The sequence below is a fragment of the Curtobacterium sp. MCBA15_016 genome (assembly GCF_001865105.1).
Classification (GTDB): domain Bacteria; phylum Actinomycetota; class Actinomycetes; order Actinomycetales; family Microbacteriaceae; genus Curtobacterium.
This window is the reverse complement of sequence record NZ_MJGR01000002.1, coordinates 82,542-108,291: the sequence shown is the minus strand read 5'-3', so window position 1 is coordinate 108,291 and position 25,750 is coordinate 82,542. Positions and strand designations below refer to the sequence as shown.

18 protein-coding genes are annotated in these 25,750 nt (G+C 69.7%); 5 read left to right on the top strand and 13 right to left on the bottom strand.

Annotated elements, in window-relative coordinates:
- Positions 1 to 77: 77 nt before the first annotated feature.
- From BIV03_RS01795 to BIV03_RS01785, 3 genes are all read right to left on the bottom strand, one after another.
- On the bottom strand, positions 78 to 2,204 hold the full coding sequence (locus BIV03_RS01795; RefSeq protein ID WP_071294420.1) for a fructose-specific PTS transporter subunit EIIC: 2,127 nt from the start codon (positions 2,202 to 2,204) through the stop codon (positions 78 to 80).
- A gap of 68 nt (positions 2,205 to 2,272) precedes the next feature.
- Complete coding sequence (locus BIV03_RS01790) at positions 2,273 to 3,301, bottom strand: 1-phosphofructokinase family hexose kinase (protein ID WP_254790683.1); 1,029 nt, start codon at positions 3,299 to 3,301, stop codon at positions 2,273 to 2,275.
- Positions 3,298 to 4,086, bottom strand: coding sequence for a DeoR/GlpR family DNA-binding transcription regulator (locus BIV03_RS01785; protein WP_071294419.1), 789 nt, complete (start codon positions 4,084 to 4,086; stop codon positions 3,298 to 3,300). Before BIV03_RS01785 ends, BIV03_RS01790 begins: the two co-directional genes overlap by 4 nt.
- Positions 4,087 to 4,189: 103 nt before the next feature.
- Between BIV03_RS01785 and BIV03_RS01780 the strand changes: the two genes are divergently transcribed.
- Positions 4,190 to 6,199, top strand: a complete 2,010-nt coding sequence (locus BIV03_RS01780) for an acyltransferase family protein (protein ID WP_071294418.1) — start codon at positions 4,190 to 4,192, stop codon at positions 6,197 to 6,199.
- A gap of 7 nt (positions 6,200 to 6,206) precedes the next feature.
- On the opposite strand, the gene BIV03_RS01775 is transcribed toward BIV03_RS01780, so the two are convergent.
- The 9 genes from BIV03_RS01775 to BIV03_RS01735 all read right to left on the bottom strand — a co-directional run bounded on the left by BIV03_RS01775 (position 6,207) and on the right by BIV03_RS01735 (position 18,928).
- Entirely contained in the window at positions 6,207 to 7,010 is an 804-nt protein-coding gene (locus tag BIV03_RS01775; protein ID WP_254790681.1) for a carbohydrate ABC transporter permease, read from the bottom strand.
- A 131-nt stretch (positions 7,011 to 7,141) separates the two neighbouring features.
- Complete coding sequence (locus BIV03_RS01770) at positions 7,142 to 8,152, bottom strand: carbohydrate ABC transporter permease (RefSeq protein WP_083295087.1); 1,011 nt, start codon at positions 8,150 to 8,152, stop codon at positions 7,142 to 7,144.
- 4 nt (positions 8,153 to 8,156) lie between these two features.
- Entirely contained in the window at positions 8,157 to 9,482 is a 1,326-nt protein-coding gene (locus BIV03_RS01765) for a sugar ABC transporter substrate-binding protein (protein WP_071294417.1), read from the bottom strand.
- Between the two features lie 199 nt (positions 9,483 to 9,681).
- The gene (locus BIV03_RS01760; protein ID WP_071294416.1) at positions 9,682 to 10,236 is read right to left on the bottom strand and encodes a DUF2231 domain-containing protein; all 555 of its coding nucleotides are present in this window, start codon (positions 10,234 to 10,236) and stop codon (positions 9,682 to 9,684) included.
- An 83-nt stretch (positions 10,237 to 10,319) separates the two neighbouring features.
- Entirely contained in the window at positions 10,320 to 12,488 is a 2,169-nt protein-coding gene (locus tag BIV03_RS01755; RefSeq protein ID WP_083403134.1) for an ATP-dependent Clp protease ATP-binding subunit, read from the bottom strand.
- A gap of 48 nt (positions 12,489 to 12,536) precedes the next feature.
- Entirely contained in the window at positions 12,537 to 13,955 is a 1,419-nt protein-coding gene (locus tag BIV03_RS01750; RefSeq protein WP_071294415.1) for an MFS transporter, read from the bottom strand.
- Between the two features lie 130 nt (positions 13,956 to 14,085).
- Entirely contained in the window at positions 14,086 to 14,361 is a 276-nt protein-coding gene (gene tatA, locus BIV03_RS01745; protein ID WP_306577014.1) for a twin-arginine translocase TatA/TatE family subunit, read from the bottom strand.
- A 205-nt stretch (positions 14,362 to 14,566) separates the two neighbouring features.
- On the bottom strand, positions 14,567 to 16,054 hold the full coding sequence (locus BIV03_RS01740) for a sugar transferase (RefSeq protein WP_071294414.1): 1,488 nt from the start codon (positions 16,052 to 16,054) through the stop codon (positions 14,567 to 14,569).
- A 108-nt stretch (positions 16,055 to 16,162) separates the two neighbouring features.
- Positions 16,163 to 18,928 (bottom strand): glycoside hydrolase family 2 protein, encoded by a 2,766-nt coding sequence (locus BIV03_RS01735; RefSeq protein ID WP_071294413.1) that lies wholly within the window; start codon positions 18,926 to 18,928, stop codon positions 16,163 to 16,165.
- Positions 18,929 to 19,146: 218 nt separating this feature from the next.
- Here BIV03_RS01735 and BIV03_RS01730 point away from each other — a divergent pair, with 218 nt between their 5' ends.
- Positions 19,147 to 19,545: a pilus assembly protein CpaE gene (locus BIV03_RS01730; RefSeq protein WP_070417075.1), complete on the top strand. Its 399-nt coding sequence runs from the start codon at positions 19,147 to 19,149 to the stop codon at positions 19,543 to 19,545.
- An 82-nt stretch (positions 19,546 to 19,627) separates the two neighbouring features.
- Positions 19,628 to 20,458, top strand: a complete 831-nt coding sequence (locus tag BIV03_RS01725) for an aldo/keto reductase (protein WP_071294412.1) — start codon at positions 19,628 to 19,630, stop codon at positions 20,456 to 20,458.
- A gap of 80 nt (positions 20,459 to 20,538) precedes the next feature.
- Here BIV03_RS01725 and BIV03_RS01720 read toward each other — a convergent pair whose 3' ends face one another.
- Positions 20,539 to 22,932 (bottom strand): hypothetical protein, encoded by a 2,394-nt coding sequence (locus BIV03_RS01720; RefSeq protein WP_139199456.1) that lies wholly within the window; start codon positions 22,930 to 22,932, stop codon positions 20,539 to 20,541.
- A gap of 283 nt (positions 22,933 to 23,215) precedes the next feature.
- On the opposite strand from BIV03_RS01720, the gene dnaK reads away from it, so the two are divergent.
- Together dnaK and BIV03_RS01710 are read left to right on the top strand one after the other, a co-directional pair.
- The gene (gene dnaK, locus BIV03_RS01715) at positions 23,216 to 25,078 is read left to right on the top strand and encodes a molecular chaperone DnaK (protein ID WP_070417079.1); all 1,863 of its coding nucleotides are present in this window, start codon (positions 23,216 to 23,218) and stop codon (positions 25,076 to 25,078) included.
- A gap of 2 nt (positions 25,079 to 25,080) precedes the next feature.
- The gene (locus BIV03_RS01710; protein WP_083295090.1) at positions 25,081 to 25,740 is read left to right on the top strand and encodes a nucleotide exchange factor GrpE; all 660 of its coding nucleotides are present in this window, start codon (positions 25,081 to 25,083) and stop codon (positions 25,738 to 25,740) included.
- Positions 25,741 to 25,750: the final 10 nt, after the last annotated feature.

The following is a 25,750-nucleotide window of genomic DNA, read 5'->3' as shown; positions in this document are numbered from 1 at the left end:
CTCGGTCGGCGCGCCCCGCGCAACGCTTCGCGTTGCCGCTGAGCGGGGCGCGCCCGTCAATCAGGTGGTGACGACCACTACACGGCGACGGCCACGCGGTCGTCCGCCGTCTCGGACACGGCTGCGTCCGCCGCCGGCGCCCGCCGCACCCACTTCTTCAGCCCGACGAGCACGAGCGCCGACACCACGGTGCCCGCGAGGATCGCGACGATGAACATCGCCACGTCCCCGATCGCGAAGAACACGAAGATCCCACCGTGCGGCGCCCGCGAGGTCACGCCGGCAGCCATCGAGATCGCGCCCGTGACCGCGGCACCGACCATCGACGCCGGGATGACGCGCAGCGGGTCGGCGGCCGCGAACGGGATCGCACCCTCGGAGATGAACGAGGCACCGAGCAGCCACGCGGCCTTGCCGTTCTCGCGCTCGGGCTTCGTGAACCCCTTGCGGTAGAGCACGGTCGAGGCGAGCGCCAGGGCCAGCGGCGGGACCATGCCCGCGGCCATCACGGCCGCCATGATCTCGAACGGGACGACGTTCGTCGCGGATCCGGCGCCGAGGCCGGCGACCGCGAACGCGTACGCCACCTTGTTGACCGGGCCACCGAGGTCGAACGCCATCATCAGGCCGAGGATGATGCCGAGCAGGATCGCCGAGGCGCCGGACAGCGAGTTGAGGAACTCGGTCAGCTGGGTCATCAGCCAGGCGATGGGCCCGCCGAGCACGAGCAGCATGAGCCCCGAGGCGATGATCGACGCGAACAGCGGGATGATCACGACGGGCATCAGGCCACGCAGCCAACGCCAGGTCGGGATCCGGCCGATCCAGTAGGCGGCGGCACCGGCGATGAGACCACCGATCAGGCCACCGAGGAACCCGGCGTTCATGAAGACGGCGATCGAACCGGCGACGAAGCCGGGAGCGATGCCGGGTCGGTCGGCCATGGCGTAGGCGATGTACCCGGCGAGCGCTGCCACCAGGAACCCGAGCGACACGCCACCGATCTGGAACGCGGCGGCACCGAGGTAGTACGCCAGACCCTCCGGCGGCAGGTTCAGGAGCGTGTAGTTCGTCAGCGTGTAGACCGCGTTGTTCTGCCCCGAGTCACCGTGGGTCAGCGCGATGCCGTAGCCGGCGAGCAGGAAGCCGAGCGCGATGAGGAGCCCGCCGCCCGCGACGAACGGGATCATGTAGCTCACACCCGTGAGCAGCCAGCGCTTGAGCGCCTGCCCGAAGTGCTCGTCCTTGGCGGTGCTCGAGCCGGCCTCGGCCGCGTTGCCGTGCACGCGTGCGGCGTTGGGGTCGTCGGCGGCGCGGAGAGCCTCGGCGATCATCTTGTCCGGCTCGTCGACACCGCGCTTGACCGGGCCGGCCACGAGGGGCTTACCGGCGAAGCGGCCGCGGTCGCGGACGTCCACGTCGACCGCGAAGACGACGGCGTCGGCGCGGGCGATGAGGGCCGGGTCGAGCGGCTCGACCTGCGAGGACCCCTGCGTCTCGATGTGCATCTCGGCACCCGCGCGCTGGGCCGCGGCGACGAGGGCGTCGGCTGCCATGTAGGTGTGCGCGATGCCGGTCGGGCAGGCGGTGACGCCGACGAGCACCTTGCGTGCTCCGGCGGTGGACCCGGCCGCGTCGCCGTCCGCGGCGTGCGTGGCGGCGGCGGGTCGCGCCTCCTGGCCGGTGGCGGTCGTACTGGAGGCGCTGCTCGCGGTCCCGACGCCGGCCTGCGCGACCTCGCCGCTCACCTCGCGGTCGACGAGGTCCACGATCTCCTGCGGGGTGGCGGCGGCGCGGAGGGCGGCGGTGAAGTCCTCGCGGATGAGCGCACGGGCCAGGGTCGAGAGGACCGTGAGGTGGTCCTTGTCGGCCCCTTCGGGCACGGCGATCATGAAGACGATGTCGGCGTCGCCGTCCGGGGCGCCGAACGACACCGTCCGGGCGAGGCGGCTCATCGCCAGGGTCGGCTCGGAGACCGACGCGGACCGGGCGTGCGGGATCGCGATGCCACCGGGGACGCCGGTGCCGACGCTGGCCTCGCGCTTGATCGCGTCAGCGGCGAGGGACGCCCCGTCCGCCGCGCGGCCGGTCGCGGCGACGCGGTCGGCGAGGACGCGGATGACGTCGCTCGAGGTGGCGCCGAGGTCCTCGTCGAGACCGACGAGCTGGACGCTGATGAGGCGTGGACTCGTGTTGACGGACATGGGTTGCTCCTTTGCAATGGCGCTGGGGGCGCGGGTGCTGCGGGGTTGAGTGTGTGTGCGGGGGTGGGTCAGGCGGGTTCGGGCGCTCGCTCGAGCGCTCGGACCGCGATGCCCGACGGGTCGGTGTGGTCGAGGGCGGGGACGTCGCTGCCGGGGAGGGCGGCGGCTGCCGCTCCGGTGGCGACGGCCTGGGCGAGGCGCTGCTCGGGCGACTGCCCGGCGACCTCGGCGAGCAGGTAGCCGGCGAGGGAGGAGTCCCCCGCGCCGACGGTCGAGCGCGCCACGATCCGGGGTGCTGCGGCCGCGTAGCTCCCGTCCTCCGTCACGAGGACGGCTCCGGCGCTGCCGAGCGTGAGGAGCACGGTGCCGACGTTCTTCTCACGGAGGCGCTGCGCCGCGATCGCTGCCGCGTCGACGTCCCGCTCGAACTCGTCCGGGTCGCCGCCGACGACCTCGGCGAGCTCCTCGGCGTTCGGCTTCACGAGGTCGATCCGCTCGCCGGACTGCAGCAGCGCGGTGAAGGGCACGCCCGAGGAGTCGACCGCGATCCGGACGTCGTCGCCGTGGCGCTGCCGGACCGCTCGGACGAGGACCGCGAGGGCGTCGTCCGGCAGCCCCGGGGGCAGGGAGCCGGCGAGGACCACCCAGCGTGCGACGGGTCCGGTCGCGGTGGCACCGGCGGTGTCGGCGACGAGGGCCGCGAGGTCCTCGAGGCGACCCGCGAGCGACGGACCGGGCTCGTTGAGCTTCGTCGTCGTGCCGGTCGGCTCGGTCACCGTGACGTTCGAGCGGAGCGGTGCACCGATCGGGAGGGCCGCGGTCGGGATCCCGCGCGTCGCGAGGCCGAGCAGCACCGGGTCGAGCTCGTCGCCGGGCAGCACCGCCACGGTGTCGCCGCCGCTCGCGACGACGACCCTTGAGACGTTGACGCCCTTGCCGCCGGGCTCGGCCGTGGAGCGGGTGGCGCGCTGGACGGCGCCGCGCTGGAGTTCGCCGGCGAGCTCGATCGTGCGGTCGAGGCTCGGGTTCGGGGTGACCGTGACGATGCGGGTGCTCATGGCGCTGCGTGTCGTGTTCGTGTTCGTGTTCGTGGTCATGCGACGACCACCTCGACGTCGGCCTCGGCGAGCGCTCCGGCGAGGTCGGCCGGCGGCTCCTCGTCGGTGACGATCGTGTCGATCTCGTCGAGCCGGGCGAACCGCATGAGCGCCTCGACCCCGTGCTTCGCTGCGTCCGCGAGGACCACGCTGCGGCGGGCCGCGAGGACGTACGCCCCCTTCACCGCCGCCTCGTACTCGTCCGGTGTGCTCAGGCCGAAGCCCGCGGACAGGCCGTTCGTCCCGACGAAGGCGATGTCCGGACGCAGCGCGCCGATCTGCTCGACCGTGGCCGTCCCGACGGCGGCGCTCGTCACCCCGCGGACACGGCCGCCGAGCAGGTGCAGCTCGACGTGCTCGCTGTGCTGCAGGGTCGCGGCGATCGGGACCGAGTTCGTGATGACCGTGAGGGTCGCCCCGGCCGTCGCGGGCTCCCACCGGGCGAGCTCGGCGGCGACCGCGGCGCAGGTGGTGCCGGCGTCGAGGGCGATCGAGCCGGTGAAGGTCGGCGGGACGAGGCGCATCGCGGCCCGGGCGATGGCGGACTTGGCGGAGTTGTGCTGCCCCTCGCGCTCGGCGACGGAGAGTTCGACGACGCTCGATCGGCCGACCGGGACCGCTCCCCCGTGCACGCGGCGCAGGAGGCCGGCGGACTCGAGGGCGTCGAGGTCACGGCGGACGGTCTCGGTCGTGACGTCGAAGTGCTCGGCGAGGTCGGCCACGGACACGCGGCCGGCGTCCTGCAACGCTGCTGCGATCGCGTCGTGCCGCTCGGTTGCGTACATGCCCGAACTCCTTCGTTCCCGTGGGTTTCGAGAAGAGTACGTCCGGATGCCACACAAACGCAACCATGCTTGTCAGTATTTCAACATTTGATATGCTGTTATTATGCACGCACCTGCAGGCACCCATTGGCGGACGGACATCCAGGGCCTCCGCGCCGTCGCCGTGCTCGGCGTCGTGCTCTTCCACGCAGGTGTGCCGTGGCTGGACGGCGGCTACACCGGAGTCGACGTGTTCTTCGTCATCTCCGGGTTCCTCATCACCCAGAACCTCCTCCGGGAGCGCGCGGGCTCGGGCACCATCCGTCTCGGTCGGTTCTTCGTCGGGCGCCTGGTGCGCCTCGGCCCGGCGGCTGCGGCCACGGTGCTGTGCACGGTCCTCGCCGTCCACTTCCTCCTTCCGCCGCTCGACCGGACCGGCGCGCGGACGAGCGCCTGGGCCGCGCTGTTCGGGGCCGAGAACCTCAAGCTCGCCGCGACCGGCACGGACTACCTCGCCGCGCACGCACCGAGTCCGTTCCAGCAGTTCTGGTCGCTCGGCGTCGAGGAGCAGTTCTACGTCGGGTGGGCGCTCGTGCTCGCCCTCCTCTGCTCGGTCCCGGTGCTCCGCCGCGTCCTGCTGCCGATCGCCGTCCTCCTCTTCGTCCTGAGCTTCGTCACGATGATCGTGGTGAGCGACATCAGCGGCCCCTGGGCGTTCTTCGGCGTGCACACGCGGACGTGGGAACTCGGTGCGGGAGCGCTCACCGCGATCGTCGCTCGTTCCGGCCGCCGTCGGGCCAGCGGGGACGCACGACTCCCCCGCTGGGCGGGTCGTCTCGCCCGGCCCGTCGGGCTCCTCGCGATCGTGGTCTCGTACGTCGGGTTCGACGAAGCGACCCCCTTCCCCAGCGCTTGGACCCTACTCCCGGTCCTCGGAGCAGTCCTCGTGGTGGCACCGCTCCCGGCGGACCGCACGGCGGCGCTCCTCTCGACCGCCCCGCTGCGATGGCTCGGAGACCGCTCGTACTCCCTGTACCTGTGGCACTGGCCGGTCCTCCTGCTCCCGACCCTCGCCTGGGGGCGGCCGCTCCGTCCGTTCGAGGTGGTCGCGGCGTGCGCCGTCACCGTCGCGCTCGGCTGGAGCAGCCACCTGCTGCTCGAACGCTGGACCAGTCACTGGGCTCGGCGCACCCGACTCCGTCCGGTCGCGCTCGTTGCGGGAACCGTCGTCGTCGCTGCTGCAGTGGCGCCGCTCACCGCACTCCCGACGCTCCGCGGCGAAGTGGTGGCGAGTACGCCGTCACCCACCGACGTGCTCGGCGGGCCGCGATCACCCGCGGGCGTCCCAGCCAACCTGACGCCCGCCGTGGCATCCGCGGAGGACGACCTCCCGGCGCTCTACGCGGACGGCTGTCATGCAGAATCGACCGCCACCGCACCCACGTCCTGCACGTACGGCGACGACGACAGCAGCCGGACGATCGTGCTCTTGGGAGACTCCCACGCCGCACAGTGGTTCACGCCGGTCGTCGAAGCGGCCGATGCCTCGGGCGCACGTGTCGTACCGATGACGAAGTCCGCCTGCCCCGCGGCGAGCATCCCCGTGACCTCCGAAGCACTGGGCCGCGAGTACCGCGAGTGCGATCAGTGGCGAGCAGCCGCACTCGAGCGGATCGCCGAGCTGGAGCCGGACCTCGTCGTGCTGTCCAGTGCGGCCGCCGGCTACGAACCGACACGGATCGGCACCGGTTCGTTCGAGCGAGCATGGGAAGACGGACTCCGCCGGACGATGTCGACGATCACCGAGCGCACCGGCGCTCGGATCCTCCTCGTCCACGACACCCCTCGGTGGACGGAGAGCCCGAACCGATGTCTGTCCGGAGCGATCGACGACGTCGGCTCGTGCGCCCGCTCGCAGGTCGACCTGCACCGCCCGGAGATCGCCGAAGCCGAGCGTCGTGCCGTGAGCGCGGTGGGCGGCACCGCGGTCGACCCGTTCCCCTGGCTGTGCACAACGACGTGCTCCCCGGTGGTGTGGAACGTGCTCGCTTACCGTGACGCCGACCACATCACGGACACCGTCGCGACCGTGCTCACGCCGAGGGTCGCCGAGGCGATCGGCTCGGCGGGCTGAGCCTGCGTCAGCCCTTGACGGCCCCCGCGGTCATCCCGCTCACGAGCCGCCGCTGCACGATGAGGAAGAACATCACCACCGGGATCGAGAACAGCACACTCGCCGCCATGAGCCCGCCGAAGTCCGTCCCCTTGTTCGTCGAGAACCCCGCGAGCCACACCGGCAGCGTGTACATCCCCTGGTCCTTGAGCATCACGTAGGCCGTCAGGTAGTCGTTCCACGCAGCGATGAAGGCGAACACACTCGTGGCGATGACCCCCGGCATCACCAGCGGGAACAGCACGCTCCACAGGATCCGGAACGTCCCCGCACCGTCGACCTTCGCGGCTTCCTCGATCTCGACCGGCACCGCGACGAAGAACCCCCGCATGACCCAGATCGAGAACGGCAGCACGCTCGCGACGTAGGCGAGGATCAGCCCGATGTAGCTGTTGAGCAGCCCGAGCGACTGGAACGACAGGAACAGCGGGATGAGCAGAGCACCCGACGGGATCATCTGCACGAAGAGGATCGCCACGAGGATCGCCCGCCGGCCACGGAACCGGAAGCGCGACAGCGCCGCCGACGCCAGGAACCCGACGACGATCGACAGCAGCACGGCCGCCACGACCACGATCGCGGAGTTCCGCAGGTACACGAGGAACCCGTCCTGCGTCAGCGCCCGCGTGAAGTTCTCGAGCGTCGGCCGCAGCGGCAGCCAGATCGGCGTGAGGGTCGTCACTTCGTCCGACGGCTTGAACGCCGTGTTCACCATCCAGTAGATCGGGAACACCCAGACCAGGCAGAAGACCACCGCGATCGTGTTCGCCACGACCCGCGGCCTGCGTCGGCGCGCGCGCACCGGCGCGATCGGACCGGGCCTGGAGGCGCGACCCGCCCCCGTCACGTCCGGTTGCGTCTCGGAAGCGGTCGCCCCGGTGACACCGGGGGTGGTCGTCGTCGTCACAGGTCTTCCTCCCCGCTCCGGACGAGCCGGCGGATGTAGTAGCTGGTGAGCGCCCCGAGGATCAGCGTCGAGATGACGGCGATCGCCGCGCCCTGCCCGTACGCGTTCGACACGAAGGACTTCACGAACGTCCAGATGCCGAGGGTGAGCGTGGTGTCCTCGGGGCCACCCTTGGTGAGCAGCCAGATCTGGTTGAAGACGTTGAAGTCCCAGATCACCGAGAGGATCGTGACGAGCAGCAGCGTCGGCACGAGCGCCGGCAGGGTGATCGAGCGGTACATCGCCCACGCGGACGCCCCGTCGAGCGCCCCGGCCTCGTAGTACTCGGGCGCGATCTGGGACTGCGCGGCGTACAGCGTCAGCGCGACGAACGGCACCGCCTGCCAGATCACGAGCGAGAGCACGATCGTCAGCGCCTGCCCGGGGCTCGACGCCCAGTTGTCCTGCGTGTGGTCGCCGAACACCCCGAGTTGAGTGATGAGCCAGTTGAGCACGCCGTAGAAGGGCTGGAAGAGCCATTGCCAGACCAGGCTCGACGCGACGTTCGGCATCGCCCACGCCAGCACGAGCACGACACTCACGACCGTGCGCATGACGACACCGAGCCGGGTCAGCAGCTGGGACACCGCCATGCCGATGCCGATGGTCCCGATCACCATCGCGCCCGTGACGAGCACGGTGCGCAGCATGACCGGCCAGAAGCTGGCGTCGGTGAGGACGTTCGTGTAGTTCGTGAAGCCGGCGAACCCGGCCTGCCCGGTGAAGATCGCCCGCAGCCCGTAGTCCTGGAAGGAGATGACGACCAGGCGGACGAGCGGGTAGACGACGAGCGCGAGGAGCAGCAGCGCAGCCGGTGCGAGCAGGACCAGCGGCGCTCGTGACGAGGTGAGCGATCGACGTCCTGCGCGGCCGCCCGGCCCGGTGGGACCGCGACGCCCCGTCGACCCACGCCGGGTCCCCGGCTCGGCCTGCGCCGAACCGGGGACCCGCTCCGCAGTGGAGGTCATCGAACTACTGCTGCGCGTTGAGCGCGGTCGTGAGGTGCTCCGAGAAGCCCTCGGCTGCCTGCTTCGGCGTCTTCCGACCGGTGGCGACGTCCGCGAACATCGTCTGGAACGTCGAGTCGCCTTCGATCGTCGCCCAGCCCGGGGTCGCCGGCGTCGGACGGCTGGTGGAAGCGGCCGCGAAGTACGGCTTGTGGAGCTCGTCCACGTCACCGGCGACCGCGTCGAGCAGCTGCGTGGAGTTCGGCTCCCAGCCGTCGACCCCGAACACCTGGTCCTGCTGGAACTTCTTCGAGGTGAGGATCTTCGTGTAGTACAGCGCGAGGTCCTGGTTGGCGGACTTCGACGGGATGCCGAGGTCCGAGCCACCGAGGAACACCGGCTGCGTCTTGCCCGCGGTGCTCGACGGCATCGCGAAGGTGCCGATCTGGTCCTTGAGCTCGGGCTTCGCCGTGGTGATCGAACCGATCTCCCACGCGGACCCGAGGATCGCCGAGGTGTTGCCCTGTGCGAAGACGTCGGACTCGGCCGGCTTGTCGGTGTTGATGTCCTGCGTGGACTTCGCCGAGTACGAGTTCTGGAAGTCCTTCCACGCGGTGAGGCCCTTCACGGCGTCGGCGGAGTCGATCGCGCCCTTCCACTTGCCGTCCTTCTCGGTGGCGATCTGCCCACCGGCGTCCCACACCCACTGCAGCCCGCCGTACCAGTACTGCCCCGGCATGTAGAACGCCGAGAAGTCCGCTTGCGGGTTCTTCGCCTTGACCTTGTCGAGGTCGGCCGTGAGCTCGTCGTAGGACTTCGGGACGTCGGTCACCCCGGCGTCGGCCCACATCTTCTTGTTGTAGATCACCGCACGGTTGCCGGCGAAGAGCGGGGCGCCGTACAGCTTGCCGTCCACGGTCGCCGGGCCCTCGAGCCCGGAGAGCCACGTCTGCCCGTCGGCCAGCTCGTCCTTGTACGGCGAGAGGTCCATCAGGCCACCTGTCGCCGCGTACACCGGTACCTGCGTGTTGCCGAGGTCGACCACGTCCGGCGCGTCCTTCTGTGCGAGGGCCGTGGTGAGCTTCGTGGTGATGCCGTCCCACTGCTGGAGCTGCAGCTTCACCTTGGCGCCGGTGGCCTTGGTGAACTGCTTCTCGGCGACGTCGAGGATCTTCGGGCTGAGGTCGCCGTTCATGATCCAGACGGTGAGGGTCTTGCCCTTGCCATCGGGTGTGCCGATGGACTTCGTGCCGCCGTCGGAAGCTCCGTTGCTTCCGGCGGAGCACCCGGTGAGGGCGAGCGCGCCTGCGAGGGCGAGCGCACCGAGTGCGGCGAAACGCGTGCGTGTCACGTTGACTCCCTTGGTCCGACCTTTATGAAAGGACGTTGCGTAATGGTGAGTAAAGACCCATCACGCGGGGATGTCAACCACGAACCGGCAGGCTGTGGACAATCGCGATCCGCATGTTTCCGGGGGATCACGGATGTGGAACGGATGATCGACGGCGCTTGACGAACTGGTCATGACCAGGCATGATCAGCACCCGCGCTCAGGCGTCGAACGGCACCTCGCCGTGCTTGCTCACACCCGCACGCTGCCGGTGGGCCAGGTGCCCACCGAGGTACCCGCCGACGCCGACGACCGCGAGCCCCGCGAACCCGAGGAGCTTGCCTGCCCCGTGGTTCCCGGACTTCCGTTGCATCCACGACAGCCCGTACAGCGAGATGCCCACCCAGTTCACGGCCTGGTGCACCCAACCGGTGCGGAGTTGCTCACGATCGAGCTCCGACCAGTCGACGTAGCCGGCCACCGAGGCGCTGCCCGACGACACCAGCCCCACACCGACGAGGGTCTTCGCCGCCCGCGCGTTCCCCTTCCCGCCGATCAGGTCGAGCACCGCCGCCGAGATCCACGCACCCAGCGGTACCTGCACCATGAGCGGGTGCAGCGGGTGCCCGAACGGCACGCCGTGGAGCAGCTGGCGCAGTGCCTTCGGCTTCGCGAGGGCGTTCACCACGGAACGATCGATGTCGACAGCCTTGTCGAGCACGCTCGCGTGCTCGACGGCGTCGGTGAGGCGACGGAACGCTCGGATCCCAGGCATGCCCTGGACGGTAGGCCTGGAGGCGCGGTACCGGTCCCAGGAACCGGCACCGCACCTCCAGGCCGTCACGTCCAGTGCGCCGCCTACTCCTCGACGATCTCCGCGAGTTCGAACGGCTCCACCGTCAGCTCATCGCCGCCTGCGGCGACGTCGACGCGGACGGTGTCCCCGTCACGCACGTCACCGGCGAGGATCGCCCGCGCCAACCGGTCGTCGATCTGCCGCTGCATGAGCCGACGGAGCGGACGCGCTCCGTACACCGGGTCGTACCCGCGCTCGGCGAGCCAGGCCCGGGCGTCCGGGGTGACGGCCAGCTCCAGTCGGCGGTCGGTCAGCCGGCGTGCGAGCCGGTCGACGTAGAGCGACACGATCTGGCCGAGGTCCTCTTGCGTGAGCGCCTGGAACACCACGATGTCGTCGAGTCGGTTGATGAACTCGGGGCGGAAGGCCTGCTGGACGAGCTCGCGGACAGCCTCCTCGCGCTGCACGTCGGTGATCGACTGGTCGGTCATGAACTGCGACCCGAGGTTCGACGTCAGGATGAGGATCGTGTTCCGGAAGTCCACCGTCCGGCCCTGGCCGTCGGTCAGGCGGCCGTCGTCGAGGACCTGCAGGAGCACGTCGAAGACCTCGGGGTGGGCTTTCTCGATCTCGTCGAGCAGCACCACGGAGTACGGGCGACGCCGGACGGTCTCGGTGAGCTGCCCGCCGGCCTCGTAGCCGACGTACCCGGGCGGGGCGCCGATGAGCCGCGCGACCGAGTGCTTCTCGCCGTACTCGCTCATGTCGATCCGGACGAGTGCCTTCTCGTCGTCGAACAGGAACTCGGCGAGCGCCTTGGCCAGCTCGGTCTTGCCGACGCCGGTGGGGCCCAGGAACAGGAACGAGCCCGTCGGACGGTCCGGGTCGGAGATGCCCGCGCGGGTGCGACGGACCGCTTCCGACACGGTCGAGACGGCGGAGCGCTGCCCGATGATCCGGCGGCCGAGTTCGTTCTCGAGGTGCAGGAGCTTCTCGGTCTCGCCCTGCAGCAGGCGCCCGAGGGGAATGCCCGTCCACTGCGCGATTACGGCGGCGATGTCCTCGTCGGTGACGCTGTCGTTCACCATCCGGTCGGCCTGCTCAGCTTGTTCGGCGGCGGCGAGCTCGGCCTCGATCCGGGGCTTCTCGCTGTACTCGATGCGCGACACGAGTTCGTAGTCGGCCTCGCGCTGTGCCCGCTGCGAGCGCATGTTGAGGTCGTCGAGCTGCTGCTTCAGTTCACCGATGCGGTTGAGGCTGGCGCGTTCGGCCTGCCACCGCTGCTCGAGTTCGCCGAGCAGGGTCTCGCGGCTCGCGAGCTCGGCCCGCAGCGTCTCCAGCCGAGCCTTCGACGCGTCGTCCTTCTCCTGCTTCAGCGCGAACTCCTCGACGCGCAACCGGTCCACGGTGCGCTTGAGCTCGTCGATCTCGACCGGGCTCGAGTCGATCTCCATCCGGAGCCGGCTCGCGGCTTCGTCGATGAGGTCGATCGCCTTGTCGGGCAGCTGCCGCCCGGAGATGTACCGGTTCGACAGGCTCGACGCGGCCACGAGCGCGGAGTCGTTGATCGTGACCTTGTGGTGCGCCTCGTAGCGCTCCTTGAGGCCGCGGAGGATCGCCACGGTGTCCTCGACGCTGGGCTCCCCCACGAAGACCTGCTGGAAGCGCCGCTCAAGGGCGGCGTCCTTCTCGATGTACTCGCGGTACTCGTCGAGCGTCGTCGCGCCGATGAGCCGGAGTTCACCGCGCGCGAGCATCGGCTTGAGCATGTTCGACGCGGCCACGGACCCTTCGCCCCCACCGGCGCCCATGAGGGTGTGCAGCTCGTCGATGAACGTGATGACCTGCCCGTCAGAGTCGTTGATCTCCTTGAGCACGGCCTTGAGCCGCTCCTCGAACTCGCCGCGGTACTTCGCGCCGGCGATGAGGGCGGACATGTCGAGCGACACGAGCCGCTTGTCCTTGAGGGAGTCGGCGACGTCACCCGCGACGATCCGCTGGGCGAGTCCTTCGACGACGGCCGTCTTGCCGACGCCGGGTTCCCCGATGAGCACGGGGTTGTTCTTGGTGCGACGCGTCAGCACCTGGGAGACGCGCCGGATCTCGGCGTCCCGCCCGATCACCGGGTCGAGCTTGCCGTTGCGGGCGATCGCCGTGAGGTCGACGCCGTACTGCTCGAGGGCGGTCTTCTGTCGCTCTTGCGAGTCAGGAGCGCCCTGGAGGTTCGCCATGCGTTCCGTCCTTTCGTTGCGGTGGTCCTGTAGTTGAGTCTACTCCACTCAACTTGCGTTCGCAGCGGGAGATTCCCGCCGCGGGTTCCGGATGCCGACGGCACTCACGAGTGCGCCGGCGAGGAGCAGCAGCGCCATCACGACCATCGCGCGGTGCAGTCCCTCGACGCTCACGGCACCGCCGAGGACGATCCCGGCGAGCGCGACCATGACGAGCCCGGCGATCCGCGCGATCGCGTTGTTGACGGCCGAGCCCGCACCCGCCTCCGACTGCGGGACCGACCCGAGGACCGCACTCGTCAGCGGCGTCACCATCAACGCGATCCCCGCTCCGACGAGCACCAGACCGGGGAGCACCGACCACCAGTACCCGATCGGCTCGTCACCGGCGAAGAGCAGCAGGAGCGCCCCGACCGCGGCGATCGCGGGACCGGCGGCCATGAACCACCGCGGACCCCAGCGGCCGGCCAACGACCCGACCGTGGTGGAGAGGAGCAGGAGCATCACGGTCGGGGGCAGCGTCGCGAGGCCGGCGAGCCAGGCCGGGAACCGCCAGACCTCTTGCAGGAACAGCGTCACGACGAAGAACACCATCCCGAGGGCCCCGTAGATCGACAGCGTCGCGAGGTTGCCGACGGTGAAGTTCCGCGCACGGAAGAGCTCGAGCGGGACCAGGGGTGCACCGTGCCTGCGGGTGACGCGGAGCTCCCACGGCACGAACGCCACGAGCGCTGCCCCGCCGAGCACCAGCGCGGCGAGGACGACCGGCGCGCCCCACCCGAGACGCTCCTGCTCGATCAACCCGAGGACGACACCACCGACGCCCACGACCGCCAGCACGGCGCCGACCACGTCCACGTGCGCCCGCGGCCCCACCCGGACGTCCGCCGAGATCCGCGACACGAGCGGGATCGTCACCGCGATCGGCACGGCCGTCAGCACGAAGATCCACCGCCAGCCGATGCCGTCCACGACGAGGCCGCCGACGACCGGCCCGAGGATCGTCGCCGCGCTCGACCACGCCGTCCACGTGCCGATCGCCTTCGCCTGCGCCGCACCGCGGAACGCCGCCACGATGAGCGCGAGGGCACTCGGGGTCACGAGCGCACCACCGACGCCCTGCAGCGCCCGGGCGACGATGAGGACCTCGCCCGTGGGGGCGATCGCGCACACGATCGAGGCGATCCCGAAGACCACGAGGCCCCACGTGATGATGCGGACGCGGCCGAACAGGTCGGACAGACTGCCGGCCACGAGGATGAGCGAACCGAGCGTCACGAGGTACGCGTCCACCGTCCACTGCTGCACGACCAGTCCCCCGCCGAGTTCGTCGCGGATGGCGGGGAGCGCCACGTTCACGACGCTCGAGTCGAGTCCCACGACGAAGGACGACAGGATCGCGACGACGAGCACGACACGGCGGTCGTCGCGGAGCGGGGCCGTGGCCGCCGGGGCTGGGGTCGTCATGTGCCCATCCTCCGCCACCGCGCGCGGTCCCGCCTGCCCCCGGGAGGACCTGTGGACAACTCGCCGGACACGACGAAGCCCCCGCGACCGATGGGGTCGCGGGGGCTGCCGACAGGACGGGGCTGGGGTCCTAGTTCCTGGAGTCCGAGTTCGGCTGGACCGACGGGCCGGGGTTGACGACCGGCTGCGGAGCCGGCTCGGCCGCGGTGTTCGTCACGGTCGTGGTCTGCACGCCGGGGTCGGTGCCCTTGGCCTTCTTCTCGTCGTCGCCCATCTCCTTCTTGAAGATGTTGATCGACTGCCCGAGGCCCTTGGCGAGTGCCGGGAGCTTGGTCGCACCGAACAGCAGGATGACGATCCCGAGGATGATCAGCAGGTGTACGCCACCGAGGTTTCCGAGCATCATGACTCCTTGAATCTGGATCTGGTCGCCGTCTCCGAGTCACCGTCGACGCGTGCGGCGGAAGTCCGTCGTGCACCCATCGTAACTCGCACCGGTCGGGAAACCCAGGCCGGGCACCCGAACGGACACCGTTCGCACAGGCAGCACCCCCGGACTGCCGTTGCAGCCCGGGGGTGCGCGTGCCGGTCGCGGGTCAGGCGCGACCGGGTCAGTAGGCGCCTCGGGAGCGCAGCACGGACGGGATGGTCCGGGCGAGGATGACGACGTCGTGGACGAAGGACCAGTTCTCGACGTAGTGCAGGTCGAGTCGGACACCGTCGGCCCAGTCGAGGTCCGAGCGGCCGCTCACCTGCCAGAGCCCGGTGATGCCCGGGGTCACGAGCAGCCGACGGTCGGCGAAGTCCTCGTACAGGGCGACCTCGCGCGGGAGGGCGGGTCGGGGGCCCACCAGGCTCATCGAACCGGTCAGGACGTTCCACAGCTGCGGCAGCTCGTCGAGGGACGTCCGACGCAGGAACGCACCGGCCCGGGTGATGCGCGGGTCGTGCTTCATCTTGAAGAGCGGCCCCGCGCCCTCGTTCTCCTGCTCGAGCGCGGCCATCCGGGCTTCGGCGTCGACGCACATCGTACGGAACTTGAGGATCGGGAACTCCCGCCCGTCGCGCCCCACGCGGGTCTGGCGGAAGAACACGGGGCCACGGTCGTCCGCGCGGATGACCAGGGCGATGACGGCGAACACCGGCGCGAGGAGCAGCAGACCGATGCCGGCGCCGACGACGTCGAGCGTCCGCTTGCCGATCCGCCGCCGGTAGTCGGGCGTCTCGACGTGCATGAGCGGCAGGCCGTCGACGGGTCGTTCGTGCACCCGGCCGGCGGCGATGTCCGCCAGCGGCGAGGAGACCACGAGTTCGACGCCGTGCGCTTCCAGTTGCCATCCGAGCCGCCGGAGTCGCTCGTGCCCGCCCCGGATCGCGCCGGCGACCACCACGGCGGCCACCGGTTCGCTCTGGGCCCGGTCGAGGACGGCGTCGACCCCGTCGATCACCGGGACGCTCGTGTCCCCGAGCGGTACCCGGGACCCGGCCCGGACGCAGTCGGAGATGATCGCCCGGACGCGGTACCCCGCGGCGGGGGTGGCCGCGATGCGCCGTCCGACGTAGGTCACGTCGTCGAGGTCGCCGACGAGCAGGACGTCCTGCAGCCCCTCGCCCCGGCAGCGACGTCGAGCGAGCACGGTCCGGACGGCCTTCCGACCGATCGCGAGGAGGAGCAGCCCGAGCGGGAACGCGATGGCGACGTAGCCACGGGCGAGGTCGACCTGGACGGCGTACGCGACCCCGGCCACCGTCGCGACGGTGACGAGGCTCGCGGTGATGAGTCGCCGGAACTCGTCGCCGCCGACGCCGACGATGCGCGGGTCTCGGCTGCGGGACACCGTGAGCAGGACCATCCAGGCCACGATCATCACGGGGGCGACCACGAACTCGGTCCACCCGGCAGCGCTCGAACCCGCGGGGAGCTCACCGGGGAACCGGACCACGTGGGCGACGGCGAACGCGACGAGCAACAACCCCAGGTCGAGCCCCGCCAGGCCGAAGCCCGTCGCACGGCTGCGGCGGGTCCGGCTGCGGGTCGGACGCCCGACGACCTCGACGGAACGGGACACCGCGCTCAGCGGTCGCATCGCGAGTGACATCGGGAGCCCTCCAGTCGGCCACCGGCCGGGGGGACCGACCGGGTGCCGCCGTCATGCGAGAGGACGGAACGGCACTCCGATCAGAATATCACGCTGGAGTTCTGCATATCAATGGTCGAGCACGTCCGCGAGCGTCCACGCCACGGGAGCCGCAGTGAGCGCCGGGATGTCCGCCTCGGTCACGCCGCGCAGTCGGTAGGCGACCCGCTCCCCCGGCAGCAGGGTCATGAACCCGCGGTCGACCGTGCCCCCGGGTGCGACCCGGTCGGGCTGGAAGAGGAGGTCCCGCACGAGGCCCTCCGCCTCGACGACGAGGTCGAGGCCGTCGCCGTCGGGAGCCGCGGTGAAGGCGGTCCGGTAGCGTGCCGGCTCCCAGCGCATGTCCTTGTCGGGTCCCGGGGTCCACACCGCCCGTCGCCAGTCCATGTCCGCGACGACGAGCTCGTTCGTCGGGTCGTCCACCACGCCGACCGACTCCGGCAGTGCCACCACGGCGACACCGGCGGCGGACAGGCGGACGGGGAGCGACGCTTCCGCGAGGACCGTCCCCGCGAGGGTGACCCGCCGCACGCGGACGACGCTGTCGTGCCCCGTGCGGGTCGAGCGGACGGCGACCTCGATGGGCGCGTTGCCGAACGACCCGGGCGACACCCCGAGCGAGAGCGTGTCCGCCAGGTCGCCCAGATCGGCCGTCTCACCGACGGAGGCCGACGTGGTCGGGCGATCCGCGCCTCCTGGCTGCCCCGACGGCTCGCCCGCAGAACCGGACGCGCCCGCCGGACCGGACGCGCCCGCCGGACCCGACCCGACCACCGGACCGGACCCGCCCGCCGGACCGGACCCGACCGCAGTCGCGACCGAGGACACCGGACGGATCGTCAGCAGCACGTCGTCGTAGAGCCGCCGCAGCTCGTGCGCCAGCGGCTTCAGCCGCCCGGCCGAGTCGATCGCCGACCACGACGAGACCGGCCAGAGGTCGTTCAGCTGCCACACGACGACGCCGGTGTTCCGGGGCCAGTGCGTCCGCCAGTGCTCGACGCCCGTCGCGATGGCGCGCGCCTGCTGCAGCTGCGTCAGGTAGTGCCACCGGTCGAACTCGGCCGGCGCCACGGAGCCGAACCGCGGCTCGAGGCCCCGCGCGAGCTTCCCCATGCCGTCCGCGGCCTTCTGGTGGTGGACGACACCGGGCGAGTCCACCGCGAGCGGCGAGTCCCGCACCGCGTCGCGCAGCGTGCGCCACGCGGGCGGTGCCTGCCAGCCGAACTCCGAGACGAAGCGCGGCACCGAGTCGCGGTAGGCCGTGTCCGGGAGACGGTTCCAGACGTCCCACGAGTGGTGCGTCTCGTGGTCGACGTCGTTCGCGGGGAGCGACTCGGAGCCCGACCACGGCGAGGCGACCGTGTAGAAGCGGGAGGGGTCGACCGCGTCGACGATCGTCGGCAGCAGGTCGAGGTAGTAGTCCAGGCCCCAGCCGCGGCCCTCGAGCGAGGCCTCCCAGCCGTCGACCTCGTGCAGCCAGATGTTCTCGTTGTTGCCGTTCCAGAGCACGAGCGAGGGGTGCCGTGCGAGCCGGGCGACGTTGTCCCGGGCCTCGGCGATGACCTCGCTGCGGATCGGCTCGCCCTCGGGGTAGGCCGAGCAGGCGAACGGGAAGTCCTGCCAGACGAGCAGTCCGAGCTCGTCGCAGACCTCGTAGAAGTCGTTCGACTCGTAGACCCCGCCGCCCCAGACCCGCACGAGGTTGACGTTGAGGTCGGCTGCCGCGCGTAGACGGTCCTCGACCCGGTCGCGCGACACCCGCGAGACGATGACGTCGTCCGGGATCCAGTTCACGCCGCGGACGTCGATGAGCGTGCCGTTGACGTGGACGTTGAACGGCTTGCCGATGCTGTCGGACGTCGTCTCGATGCGCGTCGAGCGGAAACCGGTGCGGAACGTCGAGCGGTCGAGGACCTCGCCGTCGACCGTCTGCAGCTCGACCACGACGTCGTACAGGTCCTGCGCGCCGTAGCCACGCGGCCACCACCGCTGGACCTCCGGCACCCGCACGGTGACCACGGTCTCGTCGTCGCGCGGGGTCAGCTGTGCGCGGGAGCGCTGGCGGGTGGTGCCGCCCTCGGCCGTCGCTCCGCTGACCGTCACGACGAGCACGAGGTCGTCGTCCTCGCCATCCTGGTCGAGGTCGTTCAGCCCGGAGCGCTCGACGGTGATGTGCGCGTCCAGCACGCCCTCGCCCGCCTCGACGTCGACCAGGGGCCGGACGTCGCGCAGCCTGGCGGTCGACCAGCGCTCGATCGCGACCGGTCGCCACGGACCGCTCGTGACCGCCGTCAGCCCCCAGTCCCACCCGAAGTTCGACGCCATCTTGCGGATGTAGGGGAACGGTTCGTCGTAGGGCCCGGGCATGCTGCCGGCCTTCGCCGCGACGCGTCCCGCCTCGCGGTAGGGCGACTCGAACAGGAGCTCGAGCGTCTTCTCCCCGCGGCCGACGCCGCCGGTGCTGTCTCGAGCGTCGAACCGGTAGCGGCGGTGCATGTTCCGCGTCGTCCCCACCACGACGCCGTCCAGGCTGAGCTCGGCGACGGTGTCGAGCCCGTCGCACACGAGGTCCACGCGCTCGAAGCCCCGCGGGTCGACGTCGACGGAGCGCTGGTAGGACCAGTCGGCCCGGCCGACCCACTTGGCGCCGTCCTCGTTCCGGTCGAACGTGGGGTCCGCCAGCAGCCCCTCGCGCTCGAGGTCGGTGTGGACCTGCCCCGGCACGGTGGCGCCGATGGTCCGGCCCACGACGTCGGCCGGCGCGCCTGCTGGCGGCGCCTCACCCGCCATGGTCACGGTCCAGCCGTCGCGGAGTTCCTCGCGTTCGAGGGTCATGCGGGTCCTTCTCTTCGGCGGACGGGTTGGTGTCCGCTGCGGTCGGGACGCCGGCCGGGGGCCCGCCTCGTGGCCGGGTTCTCGGCCGGGAGGCGCGGCACCGGTTGCCCGGGCGTCGTCGCGTCGCGCGCGCGGAACGCTGGTGCGGTCGCGCGTCGGGGTGCTCGGCGATGCTAGTACGGCGACCTTGCAGGACTGCGAGTGGCAGGCTGGAAGACGTGATCAGTGTTGCACTCGCCACCGCCCTGCGCGACGCCGGCCTGCGGTGGCACCCGACGACCGGTGACCGGTTCGTGATCGACAAGCCGGGTGTCGACGACGACGTCTACACGGTGTCCGAGATGACCGTGGAGCGGCACGACTACCCCTCGGGGACGGTGCTCGGGTTCAACGGGACGACCGAGTGGGCGCTCGACTCGGTCGACGCCGCGGAGTCCCTCTGGCTCCCGCGCGAGGACCAGCTGCGTGGGCTGCTCGGGCCGGCGTTCGTGTCCCTGTCAGCGGGGTTCACGGTGGTCGCGACCGTCGACGGCGCTGATCGTTCCTTCACCTCCGACGACGCTGCGGAGGCGTACGGGCTGGCCCTGCAGGCGTACATCACGGCGGCGCTGGCGTAGCGGGGTACGCCGGGCGGCGACGGCTCGCCCGGGCTGAACGTTGCCGGAATGCCTGCTGGGTGGCCTTTGGTTGACTCGGACCATGACCGTTCCGAACATCACCCTGAACGACGGCAAGACCATCCCGCAGCTCGGCTTCGGCGTCTTCCAGATCGACCCCTCCGAGACGAAGGAAGCGACGCTCGCGGCGCTCGAGGTCGGCTACCGCCACATCGACACCGCCGAGATGTACGGCAACGAGAAGGAGGTCGGCGAGGCCATCGCTTCGTCGGGCATCCCGCGCGAGGAGATCTTCGTCACGTCGAAGCTCAACAACGGCTTCCACGACCCCGAGGCAGCGCTGGAGAACGGCAAGAAGTCGGCCGACCTGCTCGGCGGCTACACCGACCTCTTCCTCATCCACTGGCCGCTGCCCACCGTGTCGGACTTCGTGCCGACGTGGAAGGCGATGGAGGAGCTCTACCGCGGCGGCACCGCCCGCTCGATCGGCGTGAGCAACTTCCAGGCCCACCACCTCAACCGCCTCGCCGCCGAGACCACGATCACCCCGGCCGTGAACCAGATCGAGGTGCACCCGTACCTCACGCAGGACGAGCTCCGCGCCTACGACCGCGAGCACGGCATCGCGACCGAGGCCTGGTCGCCCATCGCGCAGGGCCTCGTGCTCGACGACGAGACGATCACCCGCATCGCCGGCAACGTCGGCAAGTCCGCGGCGCAGGTCGTCCTCCGCTGGCACATCCAGCGCGGCGACATCGTCTTCCCGAAGTCGGTCACCCGTGCCCGCGTCGACGAGAACTTCGCGATCTTCGACTTCGAGCTCTCCGACGAGGACATGACGGCGATCTCGTCGCTCGACAAGGGGCACCGGACGGGTCCGGACCCGGACACGTTCGACTACGTCCCGGCCTGATTCGGTCACCGCGTGAGGAAGGCCCCCGTCACCTGTTGGTGGCGGGGGCCTTCCTCGTCTTCAGTTGTGCTTGCTGGTGATCAGCGAAGGGTGAGTCGAACCGTCTCCGACTCGGCCGCGATGGCGCCCTGCTTGTGGTACACGACGAAGTCGTGCGTACCCGCGCCGATCGCAGTGGTCTGCAGCGTCCAGGTGCCGTTCTCGACCGTGGCGGTGCCACGGGACTTCCCGTTCACGAACACGGAAACCGTGGTGCCCTCCTTGCCGACGCCGGTGAACGTCACCGGCCCCGCGGCGACGGTGTCACCGTTCGCCGGGGACTCGATCGCGAAGTCGGCCGCCGGCGCCTGCACGATCAGGTTCAGGCGCACCTGCTGCGCCTGGGACCCACCGACCGGCTTGTGGAACACGGTGACCTCCTGCTCGCCGTAGTTCAGCGTGCCCGTCAGCGACCACTTGCCCTTGCTGTCGACCAGGCCCTCGGCGAGGGTCGCGTTGCCCTTCTTGATGACGACCTTGCCGCCACCGGCACCCTGGCCGGTGAACGTGACCGACTTGTCCGCGGTCTCGACCACCGAGTCGTTCGCCGGCGAGGTCACCTCGAACGGCAGCACGACCGAGCCGTCCGTGACCGTGACGGTCAGCGGGCTCGACACTGCCGACGAACCGGGCATCTTCTTGTAGTACGCGGTCAGGTTGTGCTTGTTGAAGCTCAGCTCACCGGTGAAGGCCCACTTGCCGTCAGCGCCGACCTCGGCCGTCCCGACGGTATTCGTGCCCTTCTTAATCGTCACGACACCGCCCGTAGTGCCCGTGCCCTCGAACGAGACCTGGTTGTCCGGTGCGGTCACGGTCGAGTTGTGCTTCGGGGCAGTGATCTCGAACGGAGCGTTCTGCTCGTTGTTGGTCACCGTGATGTGCAGCGGCACCTTGTTGGTCACCGCACCCGTTGGGATCTTCTTGTAGTAGACCTCGAGGTCGTACTCGGTGTACGCCATGAGCGACGTGAAGGACCACTTGCCGTCCGCGTCCACGATCGCAGAACCGATGGGCTTGTTGCCGTTCAGGACGGACACCTTGCCGCCCGGGTTCCCCAGACCGGTAAAGGTCACCGACTTGTCGGCGGTGCGGATCACGTCGTTGTTCTGCGGGCTCGTCAGCTCGAACCCGGTCGCAACGACGCGGATGTCCTTCGACACCGCGTCCACACGCTCACCGCCCACGTACTGCACGAACTCGACCGTGTTCGCGCCAGCCTTCAGGCCCGACACGCGCCCGCTCCACGAACCATCCGCGGCAGCGGTCGCGACGACCGTGCTCCCGACACGGATCTGCGCACCAGCAGTCGCCGTGCCCGACACCAGCGCCGTCCGCGCATCGTTGTCGACCGAGTCAACGTTCACCGAGAGGGCGTCGTTCGCCGACTCGCCCGGGTTGACCACGACCGTCGAAGTCGTCGTGTTCGCACCCTTCGACTTCTGCGTGGCCCCGATCGTGTTTTCACCCTTGCGGATGTTCACGGCCTTGGTCCACGTGCCGTTGTCCTTCACCGTCACGGGCGCGACGTCCGTACCGTTCACCACGACGGTGACCTCGGAACCAGCCTCACCCTTGCCCTCGACCGTGATCGGCGAGTCTGACACCTCGGACTGGTCCGCGGGCGAAGTGATCGAGACCTGCGAATACTGCAGTGCGGCGGATCCGACAGCTGAAACATTTCCGGCGACGTTCTGCGTAGCGGTGAAAGTCAGTCGCTCGCCGCTGTTGGGTGCCGCGACTTTGTACGTGAAGAGCCCCTTTGTATCGGCGTTACCGGAGGCGACAACTGCACCCTTATGCAAAACTTCGATTTTCGCATTCGCGCGGCCTCGCACCTCAATGCGAGCCAACTCCTCGCGATCGTCCAGAAAGACCCCAGTAACGGTGGGTGCAGACGGCACATCGAGCGCCGAAATGTAGATGCTACTCCCTGCAGTCGCGTGATAACCCGGGCCAGCTGCGCTTCCATTAGGGGCCAACCCGAGCGTACGACCACCCGAAATCAGGTATCCACCCGAAGTGCGCCACTCGTTCTTGACATCACACGTGCCCCAAACCCAGTGTCCGTGAGACCAAGTCGACAGGCACGAGTTGCCTGCTCGAACAGTTCCAACCTCACCTTCCGCAGGTACCGTCGCAAGGACTCCCGCATTCGGCGAGAGAGATGCCGTTGCATTAATCCACTGCGTGTTGTTGGACCACCAGGTGAAGTTTGTGCCGGTGATTGAGCCGTTTGGCCCCTGCAGCCGCACGGTCTTTGTTCGGGGCGTGACCTGACTCGTACCCTCTTGGGAATGTAGCTGGACGCCTTCTCCAGTAGATGCCGACGCCGCCGTTGCACCGAGGGGAGCGAAAGCGAGGCCGGAGGCGAGGGTCGCGACGGCGAGGGCACTGGCACCCAGGCCCTTCGCGATGCGCTTCTTCTTGCTTGACATGGTGTGGTCCCTTTCGAGGGATCGGGCCGCGCGCTCTCGTTCGGGACGATCGGGTCGCCCGCGGCTCGCGGTCATCGTGGTCGCGGGACACCCCGCTGCCATACCAAAATATCAAACACTGACGTGAAATACAACACTGTGCGATGAGATCACCTTGAGCCATTCGGACGCAACTTTCAGCTCCCGGAGTTGACGTGCCTCCAGTCCTGAGTAGAGTTGAGTCCATCGGACGCAAGTCCAACGACTTCGGCAGTACCCGCACCAACAGAAGGAGCACCCACACATGGGACGTGCAGTAGGCATCGACCTCGGAACCACCAACTCGGTCGTCAGCGTGCTCGAGGGTGGTGAGCCCACGGTCATCGCCAACGCCGAGGGCATGCGCACCACGCCGTCGATCGTCGCCTTCACGAAGGACGGCGAGGTGCTGGTCGGCGAGACCGCCAAGCGCCAGGCCGTGACGAACGTCGACCGGACGATCGCGAGTGTCAAGCGCCACATCGGCACCGACTGGACGACGGACATCGACGGCAAGAAGTACACGCCGCAGGAGATCTCGGCCCGCATCCTGGGCAAGCTCAAGCGCGACGCCGAGCAGTACCTCGGTGAAGACGTCACCGACGCGGTCATCACCGTGCCCGCGTACTTCAACGACGCCGAGCGCCAGGCCACCAAGGACGCCGGTGAGATCGCCGGGCTCAACGTCCTCCGCATCATCAACGAGCCGACCGCCGCTGCTCTGGCGTACGGCCTCGACAAGGGCAAGGAAGACGAGCTCATCCTGGTCTTCGACCTCGGTGGTGGCACGTTCGACGTCTCCCTGCTCGAGGTGGGCAAGGACGACGACTTCTCCACGATCCAGGTCCGTGCGACCTCCGGTGACAACCGCCTCGGTGGTGACGACTGGGACCAGCGCATCGTCGACTACCTCGTGAAGAAGTTCAAGGACGAGCACGGCGTCGACCTCTCGACGGACAAGATCGCCAAGCAGCGCCTCAAGGAAGCCGCCGAGCAGGCGAAGAAGGAACTGTCGTCGCAGATGTCGGCGAGCATCCAGCTCCCGTACCTGACGCTGACGGCCGACGGTCCGCTCAACCTCGACGAGACCATCTCGCGCGCCCAGTTCGAGCAGATGACCTCCGACCTGCTCGACCGCACGAAGAAGCCGTTCAACGACGTCATCAAGGAAGCCGGTGTCTCCGTCAACGACATCGCGCACGTGGTGCTCGTCGGTGGCTCGACCCGCATGCCCGCCGTGGCCGAGGTCGTCAAGTCGCTGACCGGCGGCAAGTCCCCGAACCAGGGCGTCAACCCGGACGAGGTCGTGGCCGTCGGTGCCGCGCTGCAGGCCGGTGTCCTGAAGGGCGAGCGCAAGGACGTCCTCCTCATCGACGTCACGCCGCTGTCGCTCGGCATCGAGACCAAGGGCGGCCTGATGACGAAGCTCATCGACCGCAACACCGCGATCCCGACCAAGCGCAGCGAGACCTTCACGACCGCTGACGACAACCAGCCGTCGGTCGCGATCCAGGTCTTCCAGGGCGAGCGCGAGTTCACCCGCGACAACAAGCCGCTCGGCACCTTCGAGCTCACCGGCATCGCGCCGGCTCCCCGTGGCGTCCCGCAGGTCGAGGTCACCTTCGACATCGACGCGAACGGCATCGTGCACGTTTCCGCGAAGGACAAGGGCACGGGCAAGGAGCAGTCGATGGTCATCTCCGGCGGCTCGTCGCTGCCGAAGGAGGACATCGAGCGCATGGTCCGCGAAGCTGAGGAGCACGCGGCGGAGGACAAGGCCCGCCGTGAGGCCAACGAGCGTCGCAACCAGGCCGAGCAGCTCGTCTACTCGATCGAGAAGCTCATCAAGGAGAACGACGAGAAGCTCCCCGCAGACGTCAAGTCCGAGGTGCAGGCCGACGTCGACGCCCTCAAGTCCGCGCTCGCCGGCGAGGACGACGAGGCCGTGAAGACCGCCTTCGACAAGCTCAACGAGTCGCAGGGCAAGCTCGGCCAGGCCATCTACGCCCAGCAGGACGCAGGCGCCCCGGCCGGTGAGCAGCCCACCGCCGACCAGGCAGCGCAGGACGACGAGGACATCGTCGACGCCGAGGTCGTGGACGACGAGGACGACAAGGACAAGAAGTAACGATGACGGATCCCAAGGACAACGTGCCGAACGAGGACGAGCCCCAGGTCGAGGGCGACGCCACGAACGCGGCCGAGCCCGAGGACCTCATCGAGGCGGAGGGGCCCGACGTCGAAGTACCGACCGACGGCCCCGCCGCCGGGGGCCCGGCGGCGGACGCGGCGAACGATCTCTCCCCGGAGGACGAGGCACTCCTCGCCGATGCCGCCCGTGGCATCGCGGAGGACAAGCTCAGCACGGAGGACCGCGACCTGGTCGCCGAGATGCGTGCGGACATGCTCCGTGCGCAGGCCGAGCTGGTGAACTTCCGGAAGCGCGTCGAGCGCGACCGTGAGGCCAACCGCGAGGTCGCCATCGCCGAGGTCGTCCGGGCACTCCTGCCGGCGCTCGACGACCTCACCCGCGCCGAGGCGCACGGTGACCTCGCCGAGGGCCCCATGCAGGTCATCGGGCAGAAGATCCGCGGCGGCTTCGAGAAGTTCAAGCTCGTGCAGATCGGCGAGAAGGGCGAGTCCTTCGACCCGAACATCCACGAGGCGATCGTGCAGCTCCCGACACCGGGCGCCACCGGCCAGACCGTGGCGGACGTCGTCGAGCCGGGCTACAAGCTCGGTGAGCGTGTCCTCCGTGCGGCCAAGGTCGCGGTGGCGGTCCCGGCCTGAGCGCGGGGAG